Source organism: Nonomuraea candida (genome assembly GCF_000725485.1).
Classification (GTDB): Bacteria; Actinomycetota; Actinomycetes; order Streptosporangiales; family Streptosporangiaceae; genus Nonomuraea; species Nonomuraea candida.
The window spans coordinates 35,191-55,110 of sequence record NZ_JOAG01000027.1; the positions used below are offsets into that span (position 1 = coordinate 35,191).

19 protein-coding genes are annotated in these 19,920 nt (G+C 73.7%); 15 read left to right on the plus strand and 4 right to left on the minus strand.

The genetic code is table 11. The features are described from left to right. The first annotated feature begins 1 nt into the window (after position 1). Genes IO39_RS25055 through IO39_RS25090 form a run of 8 tightly spaced genes read left to right on the plus strand, consistent with a single transcriptional unit; the run spans position 2 to position 8,730 of the window. Complete coding sequence (locus tag IO39_RS25055; RefSeq protein WP_043627857.1) at positions 2 to 1,690, plus strand: ABC transporter substrate-binding protein; 1,689 nt, start codon at positions 2 to 4, stop codon at positions 1,688 to 1,690. Then, a complete protein-coding gene (locus IO39_RS25060) occupies positions 1,691 to 2,635 on the plus strand; it encodes an ABC transporter permease (RefSeq protein WP_043627859.1) in 945 nt (314 codons plus the stop codon). It begins immediately after the preceding gene. Beyond that, a complete protein-coding gene (locus IO39_RS25065) occupies positions 2,635 to 3,630 on the plus strand; it encodes an ABC transporter permease (RefSeq protein ID WP_043627860.1) in 996 nt (331 codons plus the stop codon). Before IO39_RS25060 ends, IO39_RS25065 begins: the two co-directional genes overlap by 1 nt. After that, on the plus strand, positions 3,627 to 4,436 hold the full coding sequence (locus tag IO39_RS59450; protein WP_052423347.1) for an ATP-binding cassette domain-containing protein: 810 nt from the start codon (positions 3,627 to 3,629) through the stop codon (positions 4,434 to 4,436). The genes IO39_RS25065 and IO39_RS59450 overlap by 4 nt, the downstream gene beginning before the upstream one ends. Then, the gene (locus tag IO39_RS59455) at positions 4,433 to 5,245 is read left to right on the plus strand and encodes an ATP-binding cassette domain-containing protein (protein WP_043627861.1); all 813 of its coding nucleotides are present in this window, start codon (positions 4,433 to 4,435) and stop codon (positions 5,243 to 5,245) included. Before IO39_RS59450 ends, IO39_RS59455 begins: the two co-directional genes overlap by 4 nt. Then, the gene (locus IO39_RS25080) at positions 5,242 to 6,516 is read left to right on the plus strand and encodes an alpha/beta fold hydrolase (RefSeq protein ID WP_043627864.1); all 1,275 of its coding nucleotides are present in this window, start codon (positions 5,242 to 5,244) and stop codon (positions 6,514 to 6,516) included. The genes IO39_RS59455 and IO39_RS25080 overlap by 4 nt, the downstream gene beginning before the upstream one ends. After that, complete coding sequence (locus IO39_RS25085; RefSeq protein ID WP_043627865.1) at positions 6,509 to 7,843, plus strand: aminopeptidase P family protein; 1,335 nt, start codon at positions 6,509 to 6,511, stop codon at positions 7,841 to 7,843. Before IO39_RS25080 ends, IO39_RS25085 begins: the two co-directional genes overlap by 8 nt. Continuing rightward, complete coding sequence (locus IO39_RS25090) at positions 7,840 to 8,730, plus strand: dihydrodipicolinate synthase family protein (protein ID WP_043627867.1); 891 nt, start codon at positions 7,840 to 7,842, stop codon at positions 8,728 to 8,730. The genes IO39_RS25085 and IO39_RS25090 overlap by 4 nt, the downstream gene beginning before the upstream one ends. Positions 8,731 to 8,895: 165 nt before the next feature. Here IO39_RS25090 and IO39_RS25095 read toward each other — a convergent pair whose 3' ends face one another. Then, entirely contained in the window at positions 8,896 to 9,831 is a 936-nt protein-coding gene (locus tag IO39_RS25095; RefSeq protein ID WP_157548870.1) for an ACT domain-containing protein, read from the minus strand. A gap of 200 nt (positions 9,832 to 10,031) precedes the next feature. On the opposite strand from IO39_RS25095, the gene IO39_RS25100 reads away from it, so the two are divergent. The 3 genes from IO39_RS25100 to IO39_RS25105 are packed head-to-tail and all read left to right on the plus strand — an operon-like array spanning position 10,032 to position 11,288. Next, positions 10,032 to 10,529, plus strand: a complete 498-nt coding sequence (locus IO39_RS25100; protein WP_157548872.1) for a hypothetical protein — start codon at positions 10,032 to 10,034, stop codon at positions 10,527 to 10,529. Positions 10,530 to 10,552: 23 nt separating this feature from the next. Next, positions 10,553 to 10,681 carry a hypothetical protein gene (locus IO39_RS59040; RefSeq protein WP_281200143.1) on the plus strand — a complete coding sequence of 43 codons (129 nt, stop codon included), beginning with the start codon at positions 10,553 to 10,555 and terminating at the stop codon, positions 10,679 to 10,681. Then, the gene (locus IO39_RS25105) at positions 10,668 to 11,288 is read left to right on the plus strand and encodes a hypothetical protein (RefSeq protein WP_043627873.1); all 621 of its coding nucleotides are present in this window, start codon (positions 10,668 to 10,670) and stop codon (positions 11,286 to 11,288) included. Before IO39_RS59040 ends, IO39_RS25105 begins: the two co-directional genes overlap by 14 nt. Before the next feature lie 91 nt (positions 11,289 to 11,379). On the opposite strand, the gene IO39_RS25110 is transcribed toward IO39_RS25105, so the two are convergent. Both IO39_RS25110 and IO39_RS25115 read right to left on the minus strand, forming a co-directional pair. Further along, positions 11,380 to 13,446 (minus strand): alpha-galactosidase, encoded by a 2,067-nt coding sequence (locus IO39_RS25110; protein ID WP_439331485.1) that lies wholly within the window; start codon positions 13,444 to 13,446, stop codon positions 11,380 to 11,382. Between the two features lie 200 nt (positions 13,447 to 13,646). Next, positions 13,647 to 14,798, minus strand: a complete 1,152-nt coding sequence (locus IO39_RS25115; protein WP_245642207.1) for a pectate lyase family protein — start codon at positions 14,796 to 14,798, stop codon at positions 13,647 to 13,649. 315 nt (positions 14,799 to 15,113) lie between these two features. Between IO39_RS25115 and IO39_RS25120 the strand changes: the two genes are divergently transcribed. Further along, complete coding sequence (locus tag IO39_RS25120) at positions 15,114 to 16,013, plus strand: siderophore-interacting protein (RefSeq protein ID WP_043627877.1); 900 nt, start codon at positions 15,114 to 15,116, stop codon at positions 16,011 to 16,013. Between the two features lie 21 nt (positions 16,014 to 16,034). On the opposite strand, the gene IO39_RS25125 is transcribed toward IO39_RS25120, so the two are convergent. Beyond that, entirely contained in the window at positions 16,035 to 17,117 is a 1,083-nt protein-coding gene (locus IO39_RS25125; RefSeq protein WP_157548874.1) for an ICP22 family protein, read from the minus strand. Between the two features lie 138 nt (positions 17,118 to 17,255). Here IO39_RS25125 and IO39_RS25130 point away from each other — a divergent pair, with 138 nt between their 5' ends. From IO39_RS25130 to IO39_RS25140, 3 genes are all read left to right on the plus strand, one after another. Beyond that, positions 17,256 to 17,843, plus strand: a complete 588-nt coding sequence (locus IO39_RS25130; protein WP_043628270.1) for a TetR/AcrR family transcriptional regulator — start codon at positions 17,256 to 17,258, stop codon at positions 17,841 to 17,843. A 233-nt stretch (positions 17,844 to 18,076) separates the two neighbouring features. Beyond that, positions 18,077 to 18,400 carry an STAS domain-containing protein gene (locus IO39_RS50930; protein WP_052423348.1) on the plus strand — a complete coding sequence of 108 codons (324 nt, stop codon included), beginning with the start codon at positions 18,077 to 18,079 and terminating at the stop codon, positions 18,398 to 18,400. An 89-nt stretch (positions 18,401 to 18,489) separates the two neighbouring features. After that, on the plus strand, positions 18,490 to 19,911 hold the full coding sequence (locus IO39_RS25140; protein WP_157548876.1) for an RNB domain-containing ribonuclease: 1,422 nt from the start codon (positions 18,490 to 18,492) through the stop codon (positions 19,909 to 19,911). Positions 19,912 to 19,920: the final 9 nt, after the last annotated feature.

The following is a 19,920-nucleotide window of genomic DNA, read 5'->3' on the forward strand; positions in this document are numbered from 1 at the left end:
CATGAGGAGAAAGGCGGCGCTCGCGAGCGTCACCATGACCGCCGCGCTCGCGCTCACCGCGTGCGGAGGCGGCGGCGCCGCGGCGCCCACCACGGGCGGCGGCCAGGGCGGCGCCGCGTCGGAGGCCGCGACCGGCGGCACCGTGCGCGTGCTGCTCAACGCGGGCTACTCCCACCTGGACCCGGCCCGCGGCTGGGACGGCGGCGTGAACAACTTCTACCGGCTCATCTACCGGGGGCTGACGACGTTCGGCTCCGGGCCCGGCGAGGAGAGCACGAAGGTCGTCCCCGACCTGGCCACCGACACGGGCACGCCGTCCGACGACGCCAAGACGTGGACGTTCACGCTGAAGGACAACCTGTTCTTCGAGGACGGCACGCCGATCACCAGCGAGGCGGTCAAGTTCGGGTTCTCGCGCTCGTTCGACCCGGAGGCCGGCATCGGCTCGCCCTACGGCAGGCTGCTGCTGGACGCGCCGAAGGACTACCAGGGCCCGTACGAGGACGGCGACCTGGACACGATCGAGACGCCCGACGACAAGACGATCGTCTTCCACCTGAAGAAGCCCTACCCCGACTTCCCCAGCGCGCTGACGCAGCCGAACTTCACGCCGTTCCCCAAGGGGACGGGGGCCGGGGCGGCGTTCGACACCAAGCCGATCGCGAGCGGGCCGTACAAGCTGGAGAGCTACAGGCGGGGCGCCTCGCTCAGGCTGGTGCGCAACCCGCACTGGAAGGCCGAGACCGACACGGTGCGCAAGGCGAAGCCGGACGCCTTCGAGTTCACCTTCGGCCTGGACGCGGCCACCATCGACGAGCGTATGCTGGCCGGCCAGGGCGCCGACGCCGACGCGATCACCGGCATCATCCAGGCGGCGACGGTGGCGCGGGTGCAGACGCCGCAGATCAAGTCGCGCACGCTGAGCGGCCTGACCGGCTGCACCACGTACATGTCGCTGAACATGACCAAGAAGAACCTGGACGACGTGCGGGTGCGGCAGGCGATCAACCACGCGGTCAACAAGGACACCGTGGTGGCCGCGATGGGCGGGTCGATGCTGGCGGCCAAGGGCACCTCGATCCAGCCGCCCACGGTCAAGGGCCGGGTGGACCACGACCCCTATCCGTACAACGTCGAGGCCGCCAAGAAGCTGCTGGCCGAGGCGGGCCTGTCCGGCGGGTTCTCGCTGACGCTGGACACCCGGCCGGTGCCGAAGATGCAGGCGGTCGCGGTGGCGATCCAGGAGGCGCTGAAGCAGGTGAACATCGACGTCAAGATCAACAACATCGACACCTCCACGTTCTACGAGGTGATCGGCACGCCCGCGCAGCAGCACGACGCCGCGATCACCGGCTGGTGCCCCGACTGGGCGTCCGGCACCACGTTCCTGCCGCCGCTGTTCGACGGCCGCAACATCACCGCCAAGGGCAACCAGAACCTCGCGCAGATCAACGACAAGGAGATCAACGCCAGGATCGACGAGATCGCGGCCATGCAGGACGTGGAGGCGGCCAACGCGGCCTACGGCGAGCTGGACAAGCAGATCATGGAGCGGGCGCCGATGGTGCCGCTGGCCTACGAGAAGGTCGTCACGGTGACGGGCGCCAACGTCGCGGGCGCCATCCTGTCGAACGCCTACTCCGGCGGCATCGACCTCGTCTCCGTCGGACTGGCGAAGCCGTCGAAGTAGATGACCGTCGCAGCTCATCCACAGCAGGTGGCGGGCACGCCCGCCGCCCCGCCGCAGACCACCGGCCGGCGCGTGCGCGACGCGCTGCTGCGCGACCGCGCGGCCGTGCTGAGCACCGCCTACCTCGCGCTGATCGTGCTGATGGCCATCGGCGCGCCGCTGATCAGCGCGATCACCGGTCACGGCCCGAACGAATTCGACACCGCCGCGGTCAACACCGACCTGGGCGGCGTGCCGCACGGCGCGCTGGGCGGGATCAGCGCCGAGCACCTGCTGGGCGTCGAGCCGCAGAACGGCCGTGACATCCTGGCGCGCATCGCCTACGGGGCGCGCGTGTCGCTGCTCATCGCCGCGGCGGCCACCGCGCTGACCACGCTGCTCGGCGTCGTGCTCGGCATGCTGGCCGGGTTCTACCAGGGCTGGGTCGACCAGGTGATCTGCCGGGTCATGGACTTCCTGATGGCCTTCCCCGCGCTCATCTTCATGATCGCGATCCTGTCGTCGCTGCCGCAGGGCAACCGGTCGGTGCTGCTGGTCGTGGTGATCAGCGTGTTCGGCTGGCCGTACCTGGCGCGGGTGGTGCGCGGGCAGACGCTGACCCTGGTCAACCGGGAGTTCGTGGAGGCCGCGCGGGCCTCGGGCGCCTCCACCGAGCAGCTGGTGTTCAAGGAGATCCTGCCGAACCTGCGCAGCTCCCTGATCGTGATGACCACCCTGGCGGTGCCCGGGTACGTCGGCACCGAGGCGGGCCTGTCGTTCCTGGGCGTCGGGGTGGCGCCGCCGACCCCGTCGTGGGGCCAGATGATCTCCAGCTCGGTCGGCTGGTACGCCGTCGACCCGATGTACTTCGCCATCCCCGGCACCTTCCTGTTCCTCACGGTGTTGTCACTGACGGTGCTCGGCGACCGGCTGCGGGCCGCCTTCGACGCGGGGGAGGCCTCCTGATGGCGCGTTACGTGGCCGGACGGCTGGCCGGGGTGGTGCTCATCCTCTTCCTGGTCTGCCTGTTCACGTTCATCATCTTCTTCACGCTGTCGCCGGACCCGGCGGTGATGATCTGCGGCAAGACGTGCACGCCGGAGCGCATCGACCAGATCCGCGACGTGCTGGGCCTCAACCAGCCGCTGGTGACGCAGTTCCTCGGCTTCCTGACCGGCATCTTCGCCGGGCGCGACTACGGCTCCGGCGCGAACCTGATCCACTGCTCGGCGCCGTGCCTGGGCTACAGCTTCCAGACCAACCAGTCCGTGTGGGACATGGTGGTCGAGCGGCTGCCGGTCAGCGCCACGGTGGCGATCGGCGCGGCGGTGCTGTGGCTGCTCGTGGGCATCCTGGCGGGCCTGCTCAGCGCGGTCAAGGAGGGCACCTGGTGGGACCGCACCGCGATGGGCCTGGCGCTGGGCGGCTCCAGCGTCCCCAACTACGTGCTGGCGCTGGCCCTGCAGTACGTGCTGGTCGTGCAGCTGCAGGTGCTGCCGTTCCCGCAGGCCGTGGCGTTCGGCGACGACCCGGTGCTGTGGTTCCAGTCGTACCTGATGCCGTGGATCGTACTGGCCACCGGCTACGCCTGCCTCTACGCCCGGCTCACCCGCGCCAACGTGATCGACACCCTGGCGGAGAACTTCATGCGCACCGCCAGGTCCAAGGGCCTGAGCCCGGCGCTGACCATGCGCAGGCACGCGCTGCGGCCGGCGCTGACGCCGATCGCGACGATCTTCGGCATGGACTTCGCCGCGCTGCTCGGCGGCGCGCTGATCACCGAGACCGTGTTCGGGCTGAACGGCGTGGGCAAGATGGCCGCCGACTCGATCGCCAAGAACGACCAGCCGGTCATCATGGCGGTCACGCTGCTGGCCGCGTTCTTCGTGGTGGTCGGCAACGTGGTGGTGGACCTCGTCTACACGAGGCTGGACCCGAGAGTGAGGATCACGACCCCATGAGCGAGCTGCTGGAGGTGGAGGACCTCACCGTCACCTTCCGGACCACCCGCGGCCCGGTGGACGTGGTCAAGGGCGTGTCGTTCACGGTCGCCGGGGACGAGACGGTCGGCATCGTCGGCGAGTCGGGATCGGGCAAGTCGATGACCAGCCTGGCGATCATGGGGCTGCTGCCCAAGGGCGCCAGGACCGCCGGCAGCATCCGGCTCAACGGCGCCGAGCTGCTCGGCCGGCCCGACCGGGAGCTGCGCAGGCTCCGCGGCGACCAGCTGTCCATGATCTTCCAGGACCCGCTGTCGTCGCTGAACCCGTACTACACGGTGGGCCTGCAGATCGAGGAGATGTACCGGGCGCACCGCGGCGGCACGCGCAAGGCCGCCCGCCAGGTCGCGATCGCCGCGCTCGGGCAGGTGGGCCTGCCCGAGCCGGAGCGGCGGGTGGACCACTACCCGCACCAGTTCTCCGGCGGGCAGCGCCAGCGCGTCATGATCGCGATGGCGCTGGTGTGCGAGCCCGCGCTGCTCATCGCCGACGAGCCGACCACGGCGCTGGACGTGACCGTGCAGGCGCAGATCCTGCGCCTGCTGGCCGACCTGCGCAGGCAGAGCGGCACCGGCATGGTGTTCATCACCCACGACCTGGCCGTGATCAGCTCGATCGCGACCCGCGTGCTGGTGATGCGCCGCGGCGAGCAGGTCGAGTACGGCACCGCCGAGCAGGTCTTCGCCGAGCCGCGCCACGACTACACGCGGATGCTGCTGGAGAGCATCCCCCGCATCGACGACGAGGTCGAGGAGATGACCGCATGACCCTGCTGCGGGCCGAGAACCTGACCAAGCGGTTCGTCTCGCGCGGGCCGCTGGGCGCCAGGGCCGAGTTCACCGCCGTCGACCGGGTCAGCTTCGACGTACGGCTGGGCGAGACGCTGGCCGTGGTCGGCGAGTCCGGCAGCGGCAAGTCGACGACCGCCCGTATGATCGCCAAACTGATGGACCCGACCGAGGGCAGGCTGGAGTTCGAGGGCGAGGACGTCACCACCGCCAAGGGGGCGGCGCTGGCCCGGTTCCGCTCCGGCGTCCAGGTCGTCTTCCAGGACCCGTTCTCCTCGCTCAACCCCCGCCACACCGTCGAGCGCATCCTCATGGCGCCGCTGCTCTACCAGGGCATCGCCCCCAAGGGCGGCAGGCGGGCGCACGCCAAGGAGCTGATGGAGCGGGTCGGGCTCAACCCCGACCACTCGCTGCGCTACCCCGCGCAGTTCTCCGGCGGGCAGGCCCAGCGCATCGGCATCGCCCGCGCGCTGGCCGTCAACCCCAAGCTGGTGATCTGCGACGAGGCCGTCTCGGCGCTGGACGTGTCGGTGCAGGCGCAGGTGATCGAGCTGCTGCGGCGGCTGCAGCACGAGAGCGGCTTCAGCTACGTCTTCATCGCCCACGACCTGGCCGTGGTCCGGCAGATCGCGCAGCGGGTGGCCGTCATGAGCAAGGGCCGGATCGTCGAGCTCGGCCCCACGGGGCAGGTGTTCGGCGATCCGCAGGAGGAGTACACGCGCACGCTGCTGGCGGCCATCCCCCGCATCAACCCGGAGTGGGACCGCCGCAGGAGGGAGAACTCTTGATCACCGCGACGTACACGATCCCCGGGATGCGGGTGCGCGACCACGTCGAACGGGTGCCGCTCGACTGGTCCGACCCCGAGGCGACGATCACGGTGTTCGCCCGCGAGCTGGTCGACCCGGCCCGCGACGGCGAGGACCTGCCCTGCCTGCTCTACCTCCAGGGCGGCCCCGGCGGCAAGGGGCCGCGGCCGGTCGGCACGTCCGGCTGGCTCGGGCGGGCGCTGGAGAAGTATCGGGTGGTGCTGCTCGACCAGCGCGGCACCGGGCGCAGCTCGCGCATCGACGGCCGGGTGATGAGCGCGCTGGGCGCCGAGGAGGGCGCCGACTACCTGGCGCGCTTCCGCGCCGACTCGATCGTGGCCGACGCCGAGCACCTGCGCAAGACCGTCTTCGGCGGCAGGCGCTGGTCGACGCTCGGGCAGAGCTACGGCGGGTTCCTGACCATGACCTACCTGTCCAACGCCCCCGAGGGGCTGTCGGCCTGCTACGTGGCCGGCGGGCTGCCCTCGCTCGACCCCGACGCCGCCGAGGTCTACCGGCGCACCTACCCGCGGGTCGCGGCCAAGAACGCCGAGTTCTACCGCCGCTACCCGCACCACGCCGAGACCACGGCGCGGCTGGCCGACCGGCTGGCCGAGGGCGACGTGCTGCTGCCCGACGGCGACACCCTCACCGTGCGGCGGCTGCAGTCGCTGGGCATCGACTTCGGCATGAAGCCCGGCTACGAGCGCATGCACTGGCTGCTGGACGAGTCGGCGGGGCTGCCGGAGACGTTCCTGCACCAGGTGCTGGCCCGCTCCTCCTACGCCGACAACCCGCTGTTCGCCGCGCTGCAGGAGAGCATCTACGGCTCGGGGCCCGGCCCGACCGCCTGGGCCGCGCAGCGCGAGCGCGCCGCCCACCCGGCCTTCGCCGAGGACGCCAGGCCGCTGCTGTTCACCGGGGAGATGATCTACCCCTGGATGTTCGAGGAGATCCGCGCGCTGCGCCCCTTCCGCGCCGCCGTCGAGCTCCTCGCCGAACGCGCGGACTGGCCGCCCCTGTACGACGTGGACCGGCTGGCCGCCAACGAGGTGCCCGTGGCCGCCGCCGTCTACTTCGACGACATGTACGTCGACTCCGGCCTGCAACTGGAGACCGCCGCCAAGGTCGGCAACACGCAGGCCTGGGTCACCAACGAGTACGAGCACGACGGCATCGGCGAGGAACGCGTCTTCACCCGCCTGACCACGCTCGTCCACGACCTGGGAGGAGGCATCGCCGATGAGTGACGGCAAGCTGCCGAAGCTGACGGAGATCCCCGCGTTCACCGAGTACATCGCCCAGGGCTGGGACTCCCCCGCCCGCACCCCCGACCTGGTGCCCGGCGCCGCCGAGGCAGCCGCCGCGCACCGGGCGCTGCTGGCCGGGGCGCTGCCGGGCCGCACGGCCGTCGTGTCCGCCGGGCGCGCGCCGACCCGCAGCAACGACACCGCCTACGACTTCCGCGTCGACAGCGACTTCTCCTGGCTGACCGGCTGCGCGGTGGAGAACGCGGTCGCGGTCGTGCGCGACGGCGCGGCCACCGTGTACCTGCCGCCGCCCGCCCGCCCCGGCGAGACCGGCTTCTTCGCCGACGCCGCCTACGGCGAGCTGTGGGTGGGCCCGTCGCCGTCCCTGGCCGAGTGGGCGGCCGCGCTCGGCGTCGAGGTGGCGCCGCTGGCCGACTACCCCGGCCCGCCCGGGGACGCGCTGCCCGCCGAGGAGCTGGGCCGGACGCTGGCCGAACTGCGCATGATAAAGGACGAGTGGGAGGTCGCGCAGCTGCGCGCGGCCGTGGACCGCACGGTCGAGGGCTTCGCCGCCGTGCTGGCCGAGGTGCCCGCCGCCGTCGCGGGCGGGGGCGAGCGCTGGCTGCAGGGCACGTTCGACCGGCACGCCAGGACGTACGGCAACGGCCCCGGCTACGCCTCCATCGTGGGCAGCGGCGCGCACGCCCCCACCCTGCACTGGGTGCGCTGCGACGGCCCGGTGCGCGAGGGCGAGCTGCTGCTGCTCGACCTGGGCGTGGAGACGCGCTCCCACTACACCGCCGACGTCACGCGCACCTTCCCCGTCTCGGGCGCCTTCACCGCCGTCCAGCGGCAGGTGCACGACCTGGTGGAGCGGGCCCACCGGGCCGGGATGGCGCAGGTGGCGCCGGGCCGCCCGTTCACCGCCTTCCACCACGCCGCCATGGAGGTCATCGCGCGCGGCCTGGACGACTGGGGCCTGCTGCCGGTGTCGGTGGACGAGGCCCTGTCGGACGCCGGCCAGCACCACCGCCGCTACCTGATCTGCGGCATCGGCCACCACCTCGGCCTGGACGTGCACGACTGCGCCCGCTCCCGGCCCGAGGCCTACCACGGCGCGGAGATGGCGCCGGGCATGGTGCTCACCGTCGAGCCCGGCCTGTACTTCCACGCCCACGACCGCACGGTGCCGCCGGAGCTGCGCGGCATCGGCGTACGCATCGAAGACGACCTGCTGGTGACGGCGGACGGCGCGGAGGTCCTGTCGGCCGCGCTGCCCATCGACGCCACCGGCCTGGAGAACTGGACCAAGGAGACAAGCAAATGACCGCCCCCGTCTGGCACGGCGTGCACGTCGCGACCGCGCTGCCCTTCAACGACGACCTGTCCGTCGACTACGACGCCTACGCCGAGCACGTGCGCTTCCTGGCCGAGGGCGGCTGCGACGGCGTCTGCCCCAACGGCTCGCTGGGCGAGTACCAGACGCTGACCGACGAGGAGCGCGCCCGCGTCGTGCGCACCGCCGTCGAGGCCGCTCCCGACGGCTTCCACGTCATGCCGGGCGTGGCCGCGTACGGGGCGGCCGAGTCGCGGCGGTGGGCCGAGCAGGCGGCCGAGGCGGGCGCCTCGTCGGTGCTGCTGCTGCCGCCCAACGCCTACCGCGCCGACCGCCGGGCCGTCGTCGGCCACTACCGGGAGGTGGCCAAGGCCGGGCTGCCGGTCGTGGCCTACAACAACCCGATCGACACCAAGGTGGACCTGACCCCCGACCTGCTCGCCGAGCTGCACCAGGAGGGGCTGATCGTCGGGGTGAAGGAGTTCACCGGGGACGTGCGCAGGGCGTACGAGATCGCCGAGCGCGCGCCCGGCCTGGACGTGCTGGTGGGCTCGGACGACGTGCTGCTGGAGATGGGCATCGCGGGCGCGGTCGGCTGGATCGCCGGCTACCCGAACATGATCCCCCGCGCCACCGTCGAGCTGTACCACCTGGCCGTGGCCGGGGACGTCGCCAAGGCGCTGCCCCTCTACCGCGACCTGCACGCGCTGCTGCGGTGGGACTCCAAGACCGAGTTCGTGCAGTCGATCAAGCTCTCGATGGACCTGGCCGGCCGCAAGGGCGGCGCCTGCCGCCCGCCGCGCCTCCCCCTCGCGCCCGCCCAGGCCGAGCAGATCACCCGCGACACCGAGGCGGTCCTCGCCAAGGGCTACCGCTGATCTTCCTCCTGGATCGGCGGGCGCTCTGCCGGGAGGACCCGGTTTTTACCCTTCCCTCCCCCGAGGAGCACGCCGGCGTGCGCGGGGAGGGTGGACCGGCCGGCCCGGGACCGTGCACCCGTCGGGCAGCACGCCGGCGTGCGCGGGGAGGGTGGGGGCGGCGGGTCAGCCGGTGGGATAGCGGGCGTTCCTGGCGGTGGCCGCCAGCGCCGCCGCCCGGGCCGCCTCGGTCGGCGTGAACGGCAGCTCCGGCCGCCTGACGAGCAGCGCCCGGTCGGGGTTCACGGAGATCACCATGGTGGTGCCGGGCTCGGCGCCCTCGTCCACGGTGTCGCCGGGCCGCCGCCACTCGGCCCGGGGCACGCGCAGCAGCTCGGCCATCGCCTCGGGCAGCCGCCCGGGGTCGTCGCCGACCCGCTGCGCCAGCACCAGCGCCTGCACGCCGGGGTCGGTGAGGTCCTTGACCCGCGCGGGCACGATCACCACGTCCTGCCCGCCCGCCTCGGTCAGCGCCCCGGCCAGCGCGTCCAGCTCCAGGTCGCGCGGCGCCTCGATGACGAACTCGTCGAGCGCGTCGCACCCGGCGGGGGTGATGGCGCCGCCCCCGGTCGGGGCGATGTGCAGCGCCAGGATGTTGCACCCCAGCCGCCCGAACGCGCCGGCCACGGTGGCGAGCCTGCCGGGCCGCTCGACGACCCTCATGCGGATGCGCCACAACGCCATGGACCGCGCCGCGCCGTCGTCCGGCAGAGGCAGCGGCGCCGCGGCCCGGGCGGATCCGGCCGGGCCACGCCGAAAACCGCGCAGCATCCCCGGCCGGGACCCGCCCAGCGAGGGACCGCCCGGGGACCCGCGCCGAGCCCCGGCCAGAGGTCCGCGCCGGGGCCGGTGGGCGAGCCGCTTGTGGAGCGCGGCCCCGGCGATCAGCGCCAGGCCCAGCCCGACCAGGACGACCGGGCCGGGCTCCTCGTGGCCGAGCAGGGTCGCGAGCAGGTGCGCCAGGCCGACCGCGAGGAACAGCGCGGCGAGCTCGACGAGCTCCCGCCCCCAGGAACGGCCGGGTCCGGCACGCATGTCCATCACCTTCTGTGCATCGCTCATGACCCTCAGTCTGCGCCCGCCGTGTTACGGGATCACGGGCGTTGCCGTTGCGCCGGCATTAAACCCCGTTCACTCCAGCCCGAATTCCACCCGCACCCGGCGCCGCCGGGCGTCGCCGCCCGCCCGGCCGGGGATCGGTGGGGCCGGCGTGAGAGACTGCCCCGGTCCTGTCGTCGAAGTCCCCCGGAGTGCTCTTCCCCGTGCGTGTCCGTGCCGCCCTCCACGCCCCGCTCCTGCTGCTGCTGGCCGCGTGCGCCCCTGCTCCCCCGCCGGCACCACCCGCGACCCCGCCGGCGCCCTCCACGACCCCGCCGGCGCCCTCCGCGACCTCGGCGACACCCCGCGAGACCCCGGCTTCCACCTCCGACGCCACACCCGGCACCTCCGGCTCCTCGCCCTCCGGCGCGACCCGGCCCTCGGCCGCGGACGGGCCCGGGACCGTGTGCGGGCAGGTCAAGGCGGCGAACGGGGAGATCGCGGCCGTCGCGGTGGACCGGGGCCGCGCTGACTGCGCCCAGGCCGTGCGCGTCCTCCGCGCCTACTACCGCCCGCAGACCCCGAAGCAGGGCACGGCCGGGATCGCGACCGTCGCCGGCTGGGAGTGCGTGAGCAACACCGCCGCGCGGAGCATGGAGACCGGCAGGCTCACCTCGTGCCGCAAGGGCTCGGCCACCATCGTGGCCGACGTCATTCCCTGACCTCCTGGCCCGCGCCCACGTTCGTGGTGCTGTTCGGGGAGAGCGACGACGCGGAGATGCGCCGGGTGGCCGAGCTGACCGGCGGCGCCGTGTTCGACGCCCACAGCACCTCGCTGACCGGCGCGTTCAAGGAGATCCGTGGCTACCAGTGAGCGGGTCCTGCGCTACCTGGGCTCCACCAGGAACATCGCCGGCTCCTGCCTGGCGCTGCTCGGCCTGCTCGGCCACTTCCTGGGCCTGGCCGGCGCGTACTGGCCGGTCGTCGTCATCGCCCTGTACGGGGCCGGCGCGCTGCTCGCCCCGCCCGAGCGCGTCCGGCTGACGATCTCCCACGCCGAGGTCGAGACCCGGGCGCTGCGCGCCGACCTGGACGGGCTGCTGCGCCGCGTCGACGGCCGCTTCCCCGAGGACGTGCACGCCGCCGTGCGCGGCCTGGCCGAGGTCGTCGGCGGCGTGCTGGACCGGGCCGAGCAGCTCGCCGCCTCCCCCGACCAGCTCCACGTCGTCTCCCAGACGATCCGCAGCTACCTGCCCACCTCCCTGGAGGCGTACGCGAACCTGCCCCGCCGCTACGCGCTGACCCGGCGGGCGGGCCGCGAGCGCAGCGCGCACGAGGAGCTGCTGGCCCAGCTCGCGCTGCTCGACGCCCGGATGGGGCAGGTCGCCGAGGCGATCCACCGGGGCGACGAGCAGGCGCTGCGCGACCAGGGCCGCTTCCTGCGCGACCGCTTCGGCGGCTCCGGCCTGACCCTGGACTGACGCCGCCCCCGGCGGGCCCGCGCTCCCGCGGGCCCGCACCCCGACAGACCCGCGCGCCTCGGCGGCGCGCAGGCTGGCCCCGCCGCGCGGGCTACGCCCTGGTCAGCTCGACGAGCAGGGCGCTCGCCGGCCGCAGCGACGGCGCCGGCAGCCCCAGCTCACCCAGCACGGCCCCCGTCAGCCGCAGCGGCCCCGCGGCCGCCGGGCCGGCCCACTCCGGCAGCATCGCCCCCTCCGGCACGGGACCGGCCACGCGCACCTCGTACACCGAGGCCGGGTCGAGCCCGGGCAGCCGCAGCGGGTCGGGCGCGACGGCGAGACGGGAGGTGAGCTGCACGTACGCGAACACCGCCCGCTCGGGCAGCACCACCCCGTGCAGCAGCGCCGACGGGTCCGGATGGTCGGCGCGCACCACCCGCCCGGCGTGCAGCACCGGCCGCAGCCGCTTGTGCAGCGCGATCCAGGTGGCCAGCTCCGCCAGCTCCTCCTGGCTCACCGAGGTCAGGTCCCACTCCACGCCCATGTGCCCGAACAGCGCGGTCGCGGCGCGGAAGGCCAGCGGCAGCGACCGCCCGGTGACGTGGTCGCGCGCCGCGCCCACGTGGGCGCCCATCCGCTCCGGCGGCACCAGCAGCCCCGTCCAGCGCTGGATCGCCTGCCGGTCCAGCGCGTCGTTGCTGTCGGAGGTCCACACCCGGTCGGTGCGCGCCAGGATGCCGTAGTCGATCCGCGCCCCGCCCGACGAGCACGACTCGATCTCCAGGCGCGGATGGCGGGCGCGCAGCTCGTCCAGCAGCCGGTAGGCGGCCAGCGTCTGCGCGTGCACGCCGGGCGCGCCGTCGTGCACGGGCTCGGCGATGTCGCGGTTGTGGTCCCACTTGATGTAGTCCAGCGCGTACTCGCCGACCAGCGCGTCCAGCCGCTCCAGCAGGTACGCGTACGCCTCCGGCCGGGCCAGGTCGAGCACCTGCTGGTTGCGCTGCGGCGGCGGCAGCCGCTCGGCGTGGCCCAGGATCCAGTCGGGGTGCGCGCGGGCCAGGTCGGAGTCCGGGTTGACCATCTCGGGCTCGAACCACAGGCCGAACTGCATGCCCAGCTCGCGCACCCTGCTGACCAGGGGGTGCAGGCCGTGCGGCCACACGTCCTCGTCCACGTACCAGTCGCCCAGGCCGGCCCGGTCGTGGCGGCGGTGGCGGAACCAGCCGTCGTCGAGCACGAACCGCTCGATCCCGGCCGCCGCGGCCCGCTCGGCCAGCTCCACCAGCCGGTCCAGGCCGTGGTCGAAGTAGGTGGCCTCCCAGTTGTTCAACGTCACCGGCCGCACCGGCAGCGGGCGCGCCCGCAGGTGGGCGTGCAGCCGCGCGCCCGCGTCGTCGAGCCCGCCGCCCGACCACGTGAAGAACACCCACGGCGTGCGGTAGCTCTCCCCCTGGCCCAGCACGACCTCGCCGGGCTCCAGCAGCTCCCCCGCGCCCAGCAGCGCGACGCCCTCGGCCATCCGCTCGGCGTAGTGCACGTGGCCGCCGCTCCAGCCCGCGTGCACCGCCCACACCTCGCCGCCGCGGAACCCGAACCCCGCAGTCCCCGCCACCAGCAGCCCCGTGGCGTCGTGCCCGGTGCGGCCCCGCCGGTTCTCCCGCGACCACACCCCCTGCCCGAACGCCCTGCGCTGCGGCGCCTTCTCCAGCGCCCACCGGCCGGTGAAGTCCAGCAGCTCACCGGCCCGGCCCGGCACCGGCAGCGCGCACGTCAACCCCGCCACCCGGTACGGCGAGGAGGCGGTGTTCGTCACCGCGTGCCGCATGCGCACCAGGCCGCCGCCGTCCATGACCAGCTCGCTCACCAGCTCCAGGCCCGCCCGGTCGTCGGCGGCCACCACGGTCACGGCGCCGCCGGAGCCGGGCTCGGCCACCGCGTCGAAACGTGACACGGTCCACCGGACCGGCCAGTGCTCGCCGTCCCTGACGCCGGACAGGCCCGGCCGGCCGTACCAGCCGTCTCCCTGGGCGGGCAGCAACGCCGGCGCGGGCGAGGTCAGCGCGGGCAGCAGGGCGGCGCCGGCCACGGGGCCGAGCCCGGCGCCGAAGTGCCGCACGCGCGGCAGCCCGGGGCCGGAGTCGTCGAGCACCAGCGCGGCGCCCGCCGCGGAGAGGATCACGGGGGACAAGTCGGGCTCCTATCTCGGGGGGAGACAGCCGCCCGGGGCACGCGGGCCCGGGCGCCTGTCGCGTCTGCAGCGCGTACGACGCTACCTCCTCCGATCACCCCGCCCCCGCACGCGGCCCCCTCCGCAAGGCCCGGCGCACGAGAAGGGCCCCTCCGGCGGGACAGGCGCCGGAGGGGCCGAGGGGAGGAGGATCAGACGGAGATGCGCCCGGCGCCCGCCCCGGCGGTCACGATGGACTTGACGCTGGAGGCCCCGTCCAGCGAGTAGGAGTAGGGGATCGACGCGACGCTGCCGCCGCTCTGTCCGCTGCCGGAGTTGACGAAGTGGTTGTTCCGCGCGACCAGGGTCCCCGGCCCCGAGTCGCCCTCGCCGAGGTGGAACGGGTCCTCGGTGTTCTCGAAATAGTTGCCCTCGACCAGCACGCCCGCCCCCTCGGTGGAGGCCACGCCGTAGCCGGTGACGCCGCCGTAGAAGTTGTTGTAGACGTGCACGGGGTTGCCGAAGCGCACGCGCGGGTGCCGCTGGCCGGTGCCGTCGAACCAGTTGTGGTGGTACGTCACGCGCAGGCGGCCCCGGTCCTCGGCGCCGTTGCCGTCGTCGTGGCCGAGCAGCATGGTCTTGTCGTGGTCGGAGACCTTGTTCCAGGAGATGGTGACGTAGTCGCTGGCCCGCTTGACGTCCACCGCGCCGTCGTTGCCGTCGCTGAAGGAGTTGTGGTCGATCCACACGCGGGTCGAGTACTGCACGTTGATCGCGTCGTCGCCCCAGCCGCGGAAGGTGAGGTTGCGCACGATCACGTTGCCGGCCCGGGAGATGTTGAACCCGCAGCCGGAGATCGTCGCGCCCGAGTTGCCCAGCACGGTCTTGTTGGAGGCCACGCGGAGCATGCCGGAGCAGGAGATCGTGCCGGACACCCGGATCACCGCCGCGCCACTGGCCGACAGCGCGCTGCTGAGCGCCGAGGAGCTGCTGACGGTGATCGGCGGCACGTTGCCGCCGCCGGTGGTGCCGCCGCCCTGCGTGGCCCAGCCGACCGGCCCCGTCTCGGCGCCGCAGCCGGCCCGGGTGAGCTGCGTGCCGCCGGACGAGGTGGCCCCCGGCGCGGTGAGGCACGAGCCGCTGCCGTCGCTGACCACGGTGCGCGCCCCGGACGCGGAGGCCGCGGCGGCGGAGGATGCGGCGGAGGATGCGGCGGAGGCGGCGGAGGCGGCCGGCGGGGTCACGGCCACGCCGGCGATGGTGGTGGCTGCCAGGACGACGGCTCCGGCGATGAGGGCGGCCGCGCCGCCGTTGATGCCGCCGTTGATGCCGCCGTTGATGCCGCCGTGGATTCTGTCTCGCACGTTTCACGCTCCTTGCCGGCCTGGGCAGGCTCTGGCGCGGCCTGCCGGGTGTCCCCCCAGCGAGCATCCGTTCACATATGTGACGGCCGTACGTGTGACCGAACTGCCCACACCATAGGTAAGCGCTTTCCCGCTGTCAATGGCCCGGTGAAACTTTCATCACCATCGCCGTCACGTGCGGTGAGCGAGGCCCGCGACCAGCCCCTGCCCACGAATGGCGATATTTCCGCAACTCTCCGTCATGCCGGACAGGTGGCTTAAATCGCGACGATCGATTAGGTTAGGCTCACCTTATCTAGATCGGAGATTTCGGGGATGACCGAGCCTTTTCGCATGTTCGACGTCCGCGTGGACCGGCTCGAACGGCTGAGCCCGTCCTTCCTGCGCGTCACCTTCACCGGCGACGATCTGCACCTGTTCGCGGACAACGGGTTCGACCAGCGGCTCAAGCTCTTCCTCCCGCTCCCCGAGCACGGCCTGGCCCACCTGCCGACCGGCCCCGACTGGTACACGAAGTGGCGCGGGCTGGAGGAGGACAAGCGCAACCCGATGCGCACGTACACCGCCCGGCTCGTCCGCCCCGACGCCGGCGAGGTGGACGTGGACGTGGTCATGCACCCCGACGGCGGCCCGGCCGCCCGCTGGGCCGAGCAGGTGCGGCCCGGTGACGTCGCGGCCCTGTTCGGCCCCGACGCCCGCTACGCGGACCGCCACGGCGGCGTGGAGTTCCACCCGCCCGCGGGCACCGGCTGCGTGCTCATCGCCGGCGACGAGACCGCCGTGCCCGCCATCTGCGCCATCCTCGAGCGCATGCCCGCCGAGCTGGCCGGCGAGGTGCTGATGGAGGTGCCCTGCGAGGACGACTTCCTGCCGGTCGAGACGGCCGCCTCGGTCAAGGTCACCTGGCTGGCCAGGAACGGCGGCGAACGCGGCGCCGGCCTGATCCCCGCCGTGCGCGCCGCCGCCGGCCGCCTGCTGCCCGCGGCCCCCGCGCCCGAGGCGGCCGGTTCCTTCGTCGACGTGGACGTCGACACCGAGGAGTTGTGGGAGGTGCCGCAGGAGGAGCCGGTCGACTACGGCCCCCTGTACGCGTGGCTGGCCGGCGAAGCGGCCGTCATCAAGACCCTGAGGCGGCACCTGGTGGCCGAGCGGGGCATGGACCGGCGCTCGGTGGCCTTCATGGGCTACTGGCGCGACGGCCGCCCCGAGAACTGACGGCCACCCCGCCGGTCGGCGTCATTGCAGCCCGGACGGGTCCTGCCCCAGGACGGTGCGCAGCTCGCCACGCGTGGGCGGCCGCGTCCAGGTCAGGCCGGGCCCGCCGGCGGCGACCAGCCGGGGCACGACCTCGCGCAGCAACGCCTCCACCGCCACCCCGGGCCGCTCGCCGCGCGCCTCGGCGCAGAGGTCGAGCACCCGGGCGAGATCCACCATCATCGTGTTGGCCTCCCCAGCCCCGGCGGTCCCCTGCTCGGTCCCGGGCTCCTGCACCGCCCCCGGCTCGTGCGCCGCTCCGGACTGGTGCGTCCCGCGCTCGCCCTCCGCCCCTGAACGCCGCGGCGCCCCCGCCTGGGGTGCGGCCGTGCCCTCGGCCCCTTCCGTGGCCTCGGCGTCCCCGACGGTGACCTTTTCGGCCACGCTCTCCTCCGCGGTAAGGGGCTTGACCGGTGTGCCGTTCACGTGCGTGAGCGCCGGGCCGCCGCCGTCCGCCGGGGTGCCGGAGTCCCCGCCCTCGTCCGCCGGTGCGGCGGGCAGAGTGGCGGGCAGAGTGGCGGGCAGAGTGGCGGGGACGGTGGCCTGCAGCGCTCCGAGGCTCGCCTCGGCCGTCCAGCCGCCGGGCCGGACGATCTCGCCGACCGCCGCGGCGAACCGGGCCGCGTCCAGCCCGTCCACCTCCCCGTCCAGCCAGCCGGCCCCTCTCAGGTGCAGCACGCCGGGCCGCTCGGCCGCCGCGATCCGCTCGACCAGCGTCGCCACCGTCCCCTGCGGATCGTGCAGCGCGTCGTCCCCGCGCGCGGCGAAGGCGTCGGCCAGCAGGTGCAGGGAGATCAGCCGCGGCGGGTCGTACGTCGTGAGCACCCCCTGCTCCGCGCCGACCCGTACGGGGCCGGCCGTCTCGTGGTAGGCCCGCAGGCCCTCCATGAACGCCGCCTGCGCCTCCGGCGTGAGCAGCAGCTCCCAGCCCCGCTTCGGTTCCGTCCCGAGCGGGCCCGTCCCGGGCCCGCCGGAGGCGTCACCGTCCACCGGCGCCTGCCGGCGGAGCCACCAGGCCACCGCGCCCACCACGGCGGCGGCCAGCACTGCGACTGCGATTAACACGATGTTGGTCCGCTTTCCCCTCGTATCCGACAGGGCTAGCAGCGTAGTGATCACCCCCGACAAATGCGGAAATTTCTTGAAATGCGGCGCGAACCCCGGCAGACGGATCAGCCACCGGCGGCTGACAGAATTGTGAAGGTGACAGATGGCATCCTGACGGCCGACCAGATCCTCACGGCGGCGCAAGACGTCCTGCGCCGCTACGGCCCGGCCAAGGCGACGGTCGTGGACGTGGCGCGCGCGCTCGGCGTCAGCCACGGCAGCGTCTACCGCCATTTCCCCAGCAAGGCCGCGCTGCGCGAGGCCGTCACCCAGCGCTGGCTGGACGAGACGCACGCCGAGCTGGCCTCCGTCCTGGCCGCCGACGCGCCGGCGGGCGACCGGCTGCGCGCCTGGCTGGCGGCGCTGTTCGGCGCCAAGCGCGGCAAGGCGCTGGCCGATCCGGAGCTGTTCGCGACGTACGTCGTCCTGGTCAAGGAGTCCAGCGGCGTCGTGGACCGGCACGTGGACGACCTGATCTCCCAGCTGGCGCAGATCATCGCCGGCGGCGTCGCCAGGGGCGAGCTGAGCGCGGCCGACCCGGCCCTCGCGGCGCGCGCCGTCTTCCACTCCACGACGCCCTTCCACGATCCCGCGCACCGGGAGAGCTGGGCCCGCCCCGGCATCGAGGACGATTTCACCGCCGTGTGCGACCTCATCCTGCGGGGGCTGGAGCCGCGCCCCTGACGGGTGGAGGTTCTTCCGCCCGATGACCACAAGTGTTTTCCTGAGGAATTCTCCCGTTCATCCGGGGACCCGAGCTGCCCTGTCGACGTGAGAGGACAGGCATGTACACTCCATTCCGGAAGCACACAGTCGCTCTATGTGACGCATGCATGACATCTGGTGCCTATGGCAACAAGGGCGGGTCCGCGCTACCGACAGGATGATCCCGGCCCTGTGAGAGCGCGGAGCCGGATATGGATCCTCTTCACCTGACCACCAGCCGCCGCGACGGGACCCTGACCGTCAACGTCGCGGGCGAGCTCGACATCGCCACCACCGAGTTGCTGCGCGGCCACCTGCTCGCGCTGCTGCAGGAGGCCGGCCACGCCCGCGACGGCCGCCCGGGGCTGGTCGTCGAGGTGAGCCGCCTGTCCTTCATCGACGCGGCCGGGCTCGGCATCCTCGTCTCCGTCCGGAACCAGGCCCGCAGACAGGACACCCCGCTGCGCATCGCGGGCGTGCCCCCGGCCATGCGCCGCCTGCTCCGCATCACCGGCCTGGACCGCCACCTCACCTGACCCGCCACCGCCCCGCCGGGGCACGCCGTGGCGTCTCGCCCGGGACGCCGCCGTCGGGCGGGGGCGGGCGCGCGGGTAAGTTGGCACGCGTGCCGACGATTCAGGTCCCCGATGAGATACCTCCCAGGCTGGAGGACGGGTTCGAGCGGATCAGGCGGGAGCTGCGGCTGCCCGCGGCCTTCCCCCGCGCCGTCCTGGACGAGGCCGCGTGGGTCGCCAGGGTGCCACGGCTGGACGCCGAGGACCTGACCCACCTGCCGTTCGTGACCATCGACCCGCCCGGCTCCCTGGACCTCGACCAGGCCCTGCACCTGGAGCGGCTGCGCGCCGGCTACCGCGTCTGGTACGCCATCGCCGACGTCGGCGCGTTCGTGCGCCCCGGCGGCGTGATCGACGCCGAGGCCCGCGCCCGCGGCGAGACCGTCTACCTGCCGACGGGCAGGGTGCCGCTGCACCCTCCCGTGCTGTCGGAGGACGCCGCCAGCCTGCTGCCCGGCGCGCTGCGCCCCGCCGTGGTGTGGCGGGTGGACCTCGACTCCGACGGCCGGATGGTGGGCGCCGACGTGCAGCGCGCCCTCGTACGCAGCCGCGAGCGCTACGACTACGACTACGTGCAGGTGGTCCACGACACCGGCACCGCCGAGGGCGTGCTGGAGCTGCTGGCCGAGATCGGCGAGCTCAGGCTGGCCCTGGAGCGCGAGCGCGGCGGCGTCACCCTGCCCACGCCCGACCAGGAGGTGGTGCGCGGCGACGACGGCCACCGGCTGGAGTTCCGGCTGCCGCTGCCCGCCGAGGCGTGGAACGCGCAGATCTCGCTGCTGACCGGCATGGCGGCGGCGGCCATGATGCTCGACGCCGAGATCGGCCTGCTGCGCGTGCTGCCCCGCCCCAGGCCGGCCGACCTGGACAAGGTGCGCCGGGTGGCGCGCGCCCTGGAGGTGCCGTGGCCGGAGGGCGCCGGGTACGGCACGGTGGTGCACGACCTGGATCCGAAGGCCGGGCGGCACGCGGCCTTCCTGCACGAGTCGAGGGTGCTGCTGCGCGGCGCCGGCTACGCGGCCTTCGACGGCGCGCCGCCCCGGCTGGCCGAGCACGCGGCGGTCGCGGCCCCGTACGCGCACGTCACGGCCCCGCTGCGGCGGCTGGCCGACCGTTACGCGACGGAGGTGTGCCTGGCCATCGCGGCCGGCGAGCCGGTCCCGTCCGACGTGCGGGCGGCGCTCCCGCTCCTGCCCGACCTCATGGCCGAGTCCGGGCGGCGCGCGGGGGCGGTGGAGCGGGCGTGCGTGGACCTGGTGGAGGCGTTCCTGCTGCGCGACCGGATCGGGCAGGCGTTCGAGGCGGTGGTGATCGACGTGGACGAGCGGCGCGGGGGCGGGCAGGTGCAGCTCGCCGACCCCGCCGTGATCGCCCGCTGCGACGGCGCCCTCCCGCTGGGCGAGCAGGTCACCGTACGGCTGACACGCGCCGACCCGGCCACCCGCGAGGTCCGCTTCACCCTCGCCACCTGACGCCCCGCC

What these genes read in the sequence shown, in the direction of transcription:
- IO39_RS25055 (WP_043627857.1), top strand. Translation starts at nt 2, where the DNA reads ATGAGGAGAAAGGCGGCGCTCGCGAGCGTCACCATGACCGCCGCGCTC.
- IO39_RS25060 (WP_043627859.1), top strand. Translation starts at nt 1,691, where the DNA reads ATGACCGTCGCAGCTCATCCACAGCAGGTGGCGGGCACGCCCGCCGCC.
- IO39_RS25065 (WP_043627860.1), top strand. Translation starts at nt 2,635, where the DNA reads ATGGCGCGTTACGTGGCCGGACGGCTGGCCGGGGTGGTGCTCATCCTC.
- IO39_RS59450 (WP_052423347.1), top strand. Translation starts at nt 3,627, where the DNA reads ATGAGCGAGCTGCTGGAGGTGGAGGACCTCACCGTCACCTTCCGGACC.
- IO39_RS59455 (WP_043627861.1), top strand. Translation starts at nt 4,433, where the DNA reads ATGACCCTGCTGCGGGCCGAGAACCTGACCAAGCGGTTCGTCTCGCGC.
- IO39_RS25085 (WP_043627865.1), top strand. Translation starts at nt 6,509, where the DNA reads ATGAGTGACGGCAAGCTGCCGAAGCTGACGGAGATCCCCGCGTTCACC.
- IO39_RS25090 (WP_043627867.1), top strand. Translation starts at nt 7,840, where the DNA reads ATGACCGCCCCCGTCTGGCACGGCGTGCACGTCGCGACCGCGCTGCCC.
- IO39_RS25095 (WP_157548870.1), bottom strand. Translation starts at nt 9,831, where the DNA reads ATGAGCGATGCACAGAAGGTGATGGACATGCGTGCCGGACCCGGCCGT.
- IO39_RS25120 (WP_043627877.1), top strand. Translation starts at nt 15,114, where the DNA reads ATGACCGAGCCTTTTCGCATGTTCGACGTCCGCGTGGACCGGCTCGAA.
- IO39_RS50930 (WP_052423348.1), top strand. Translation starts at nt 18,077, where the DNA reads ATGGATCCTCTTCACCTGACCACCAGCCGCCGCGACGGGACCCTGACC.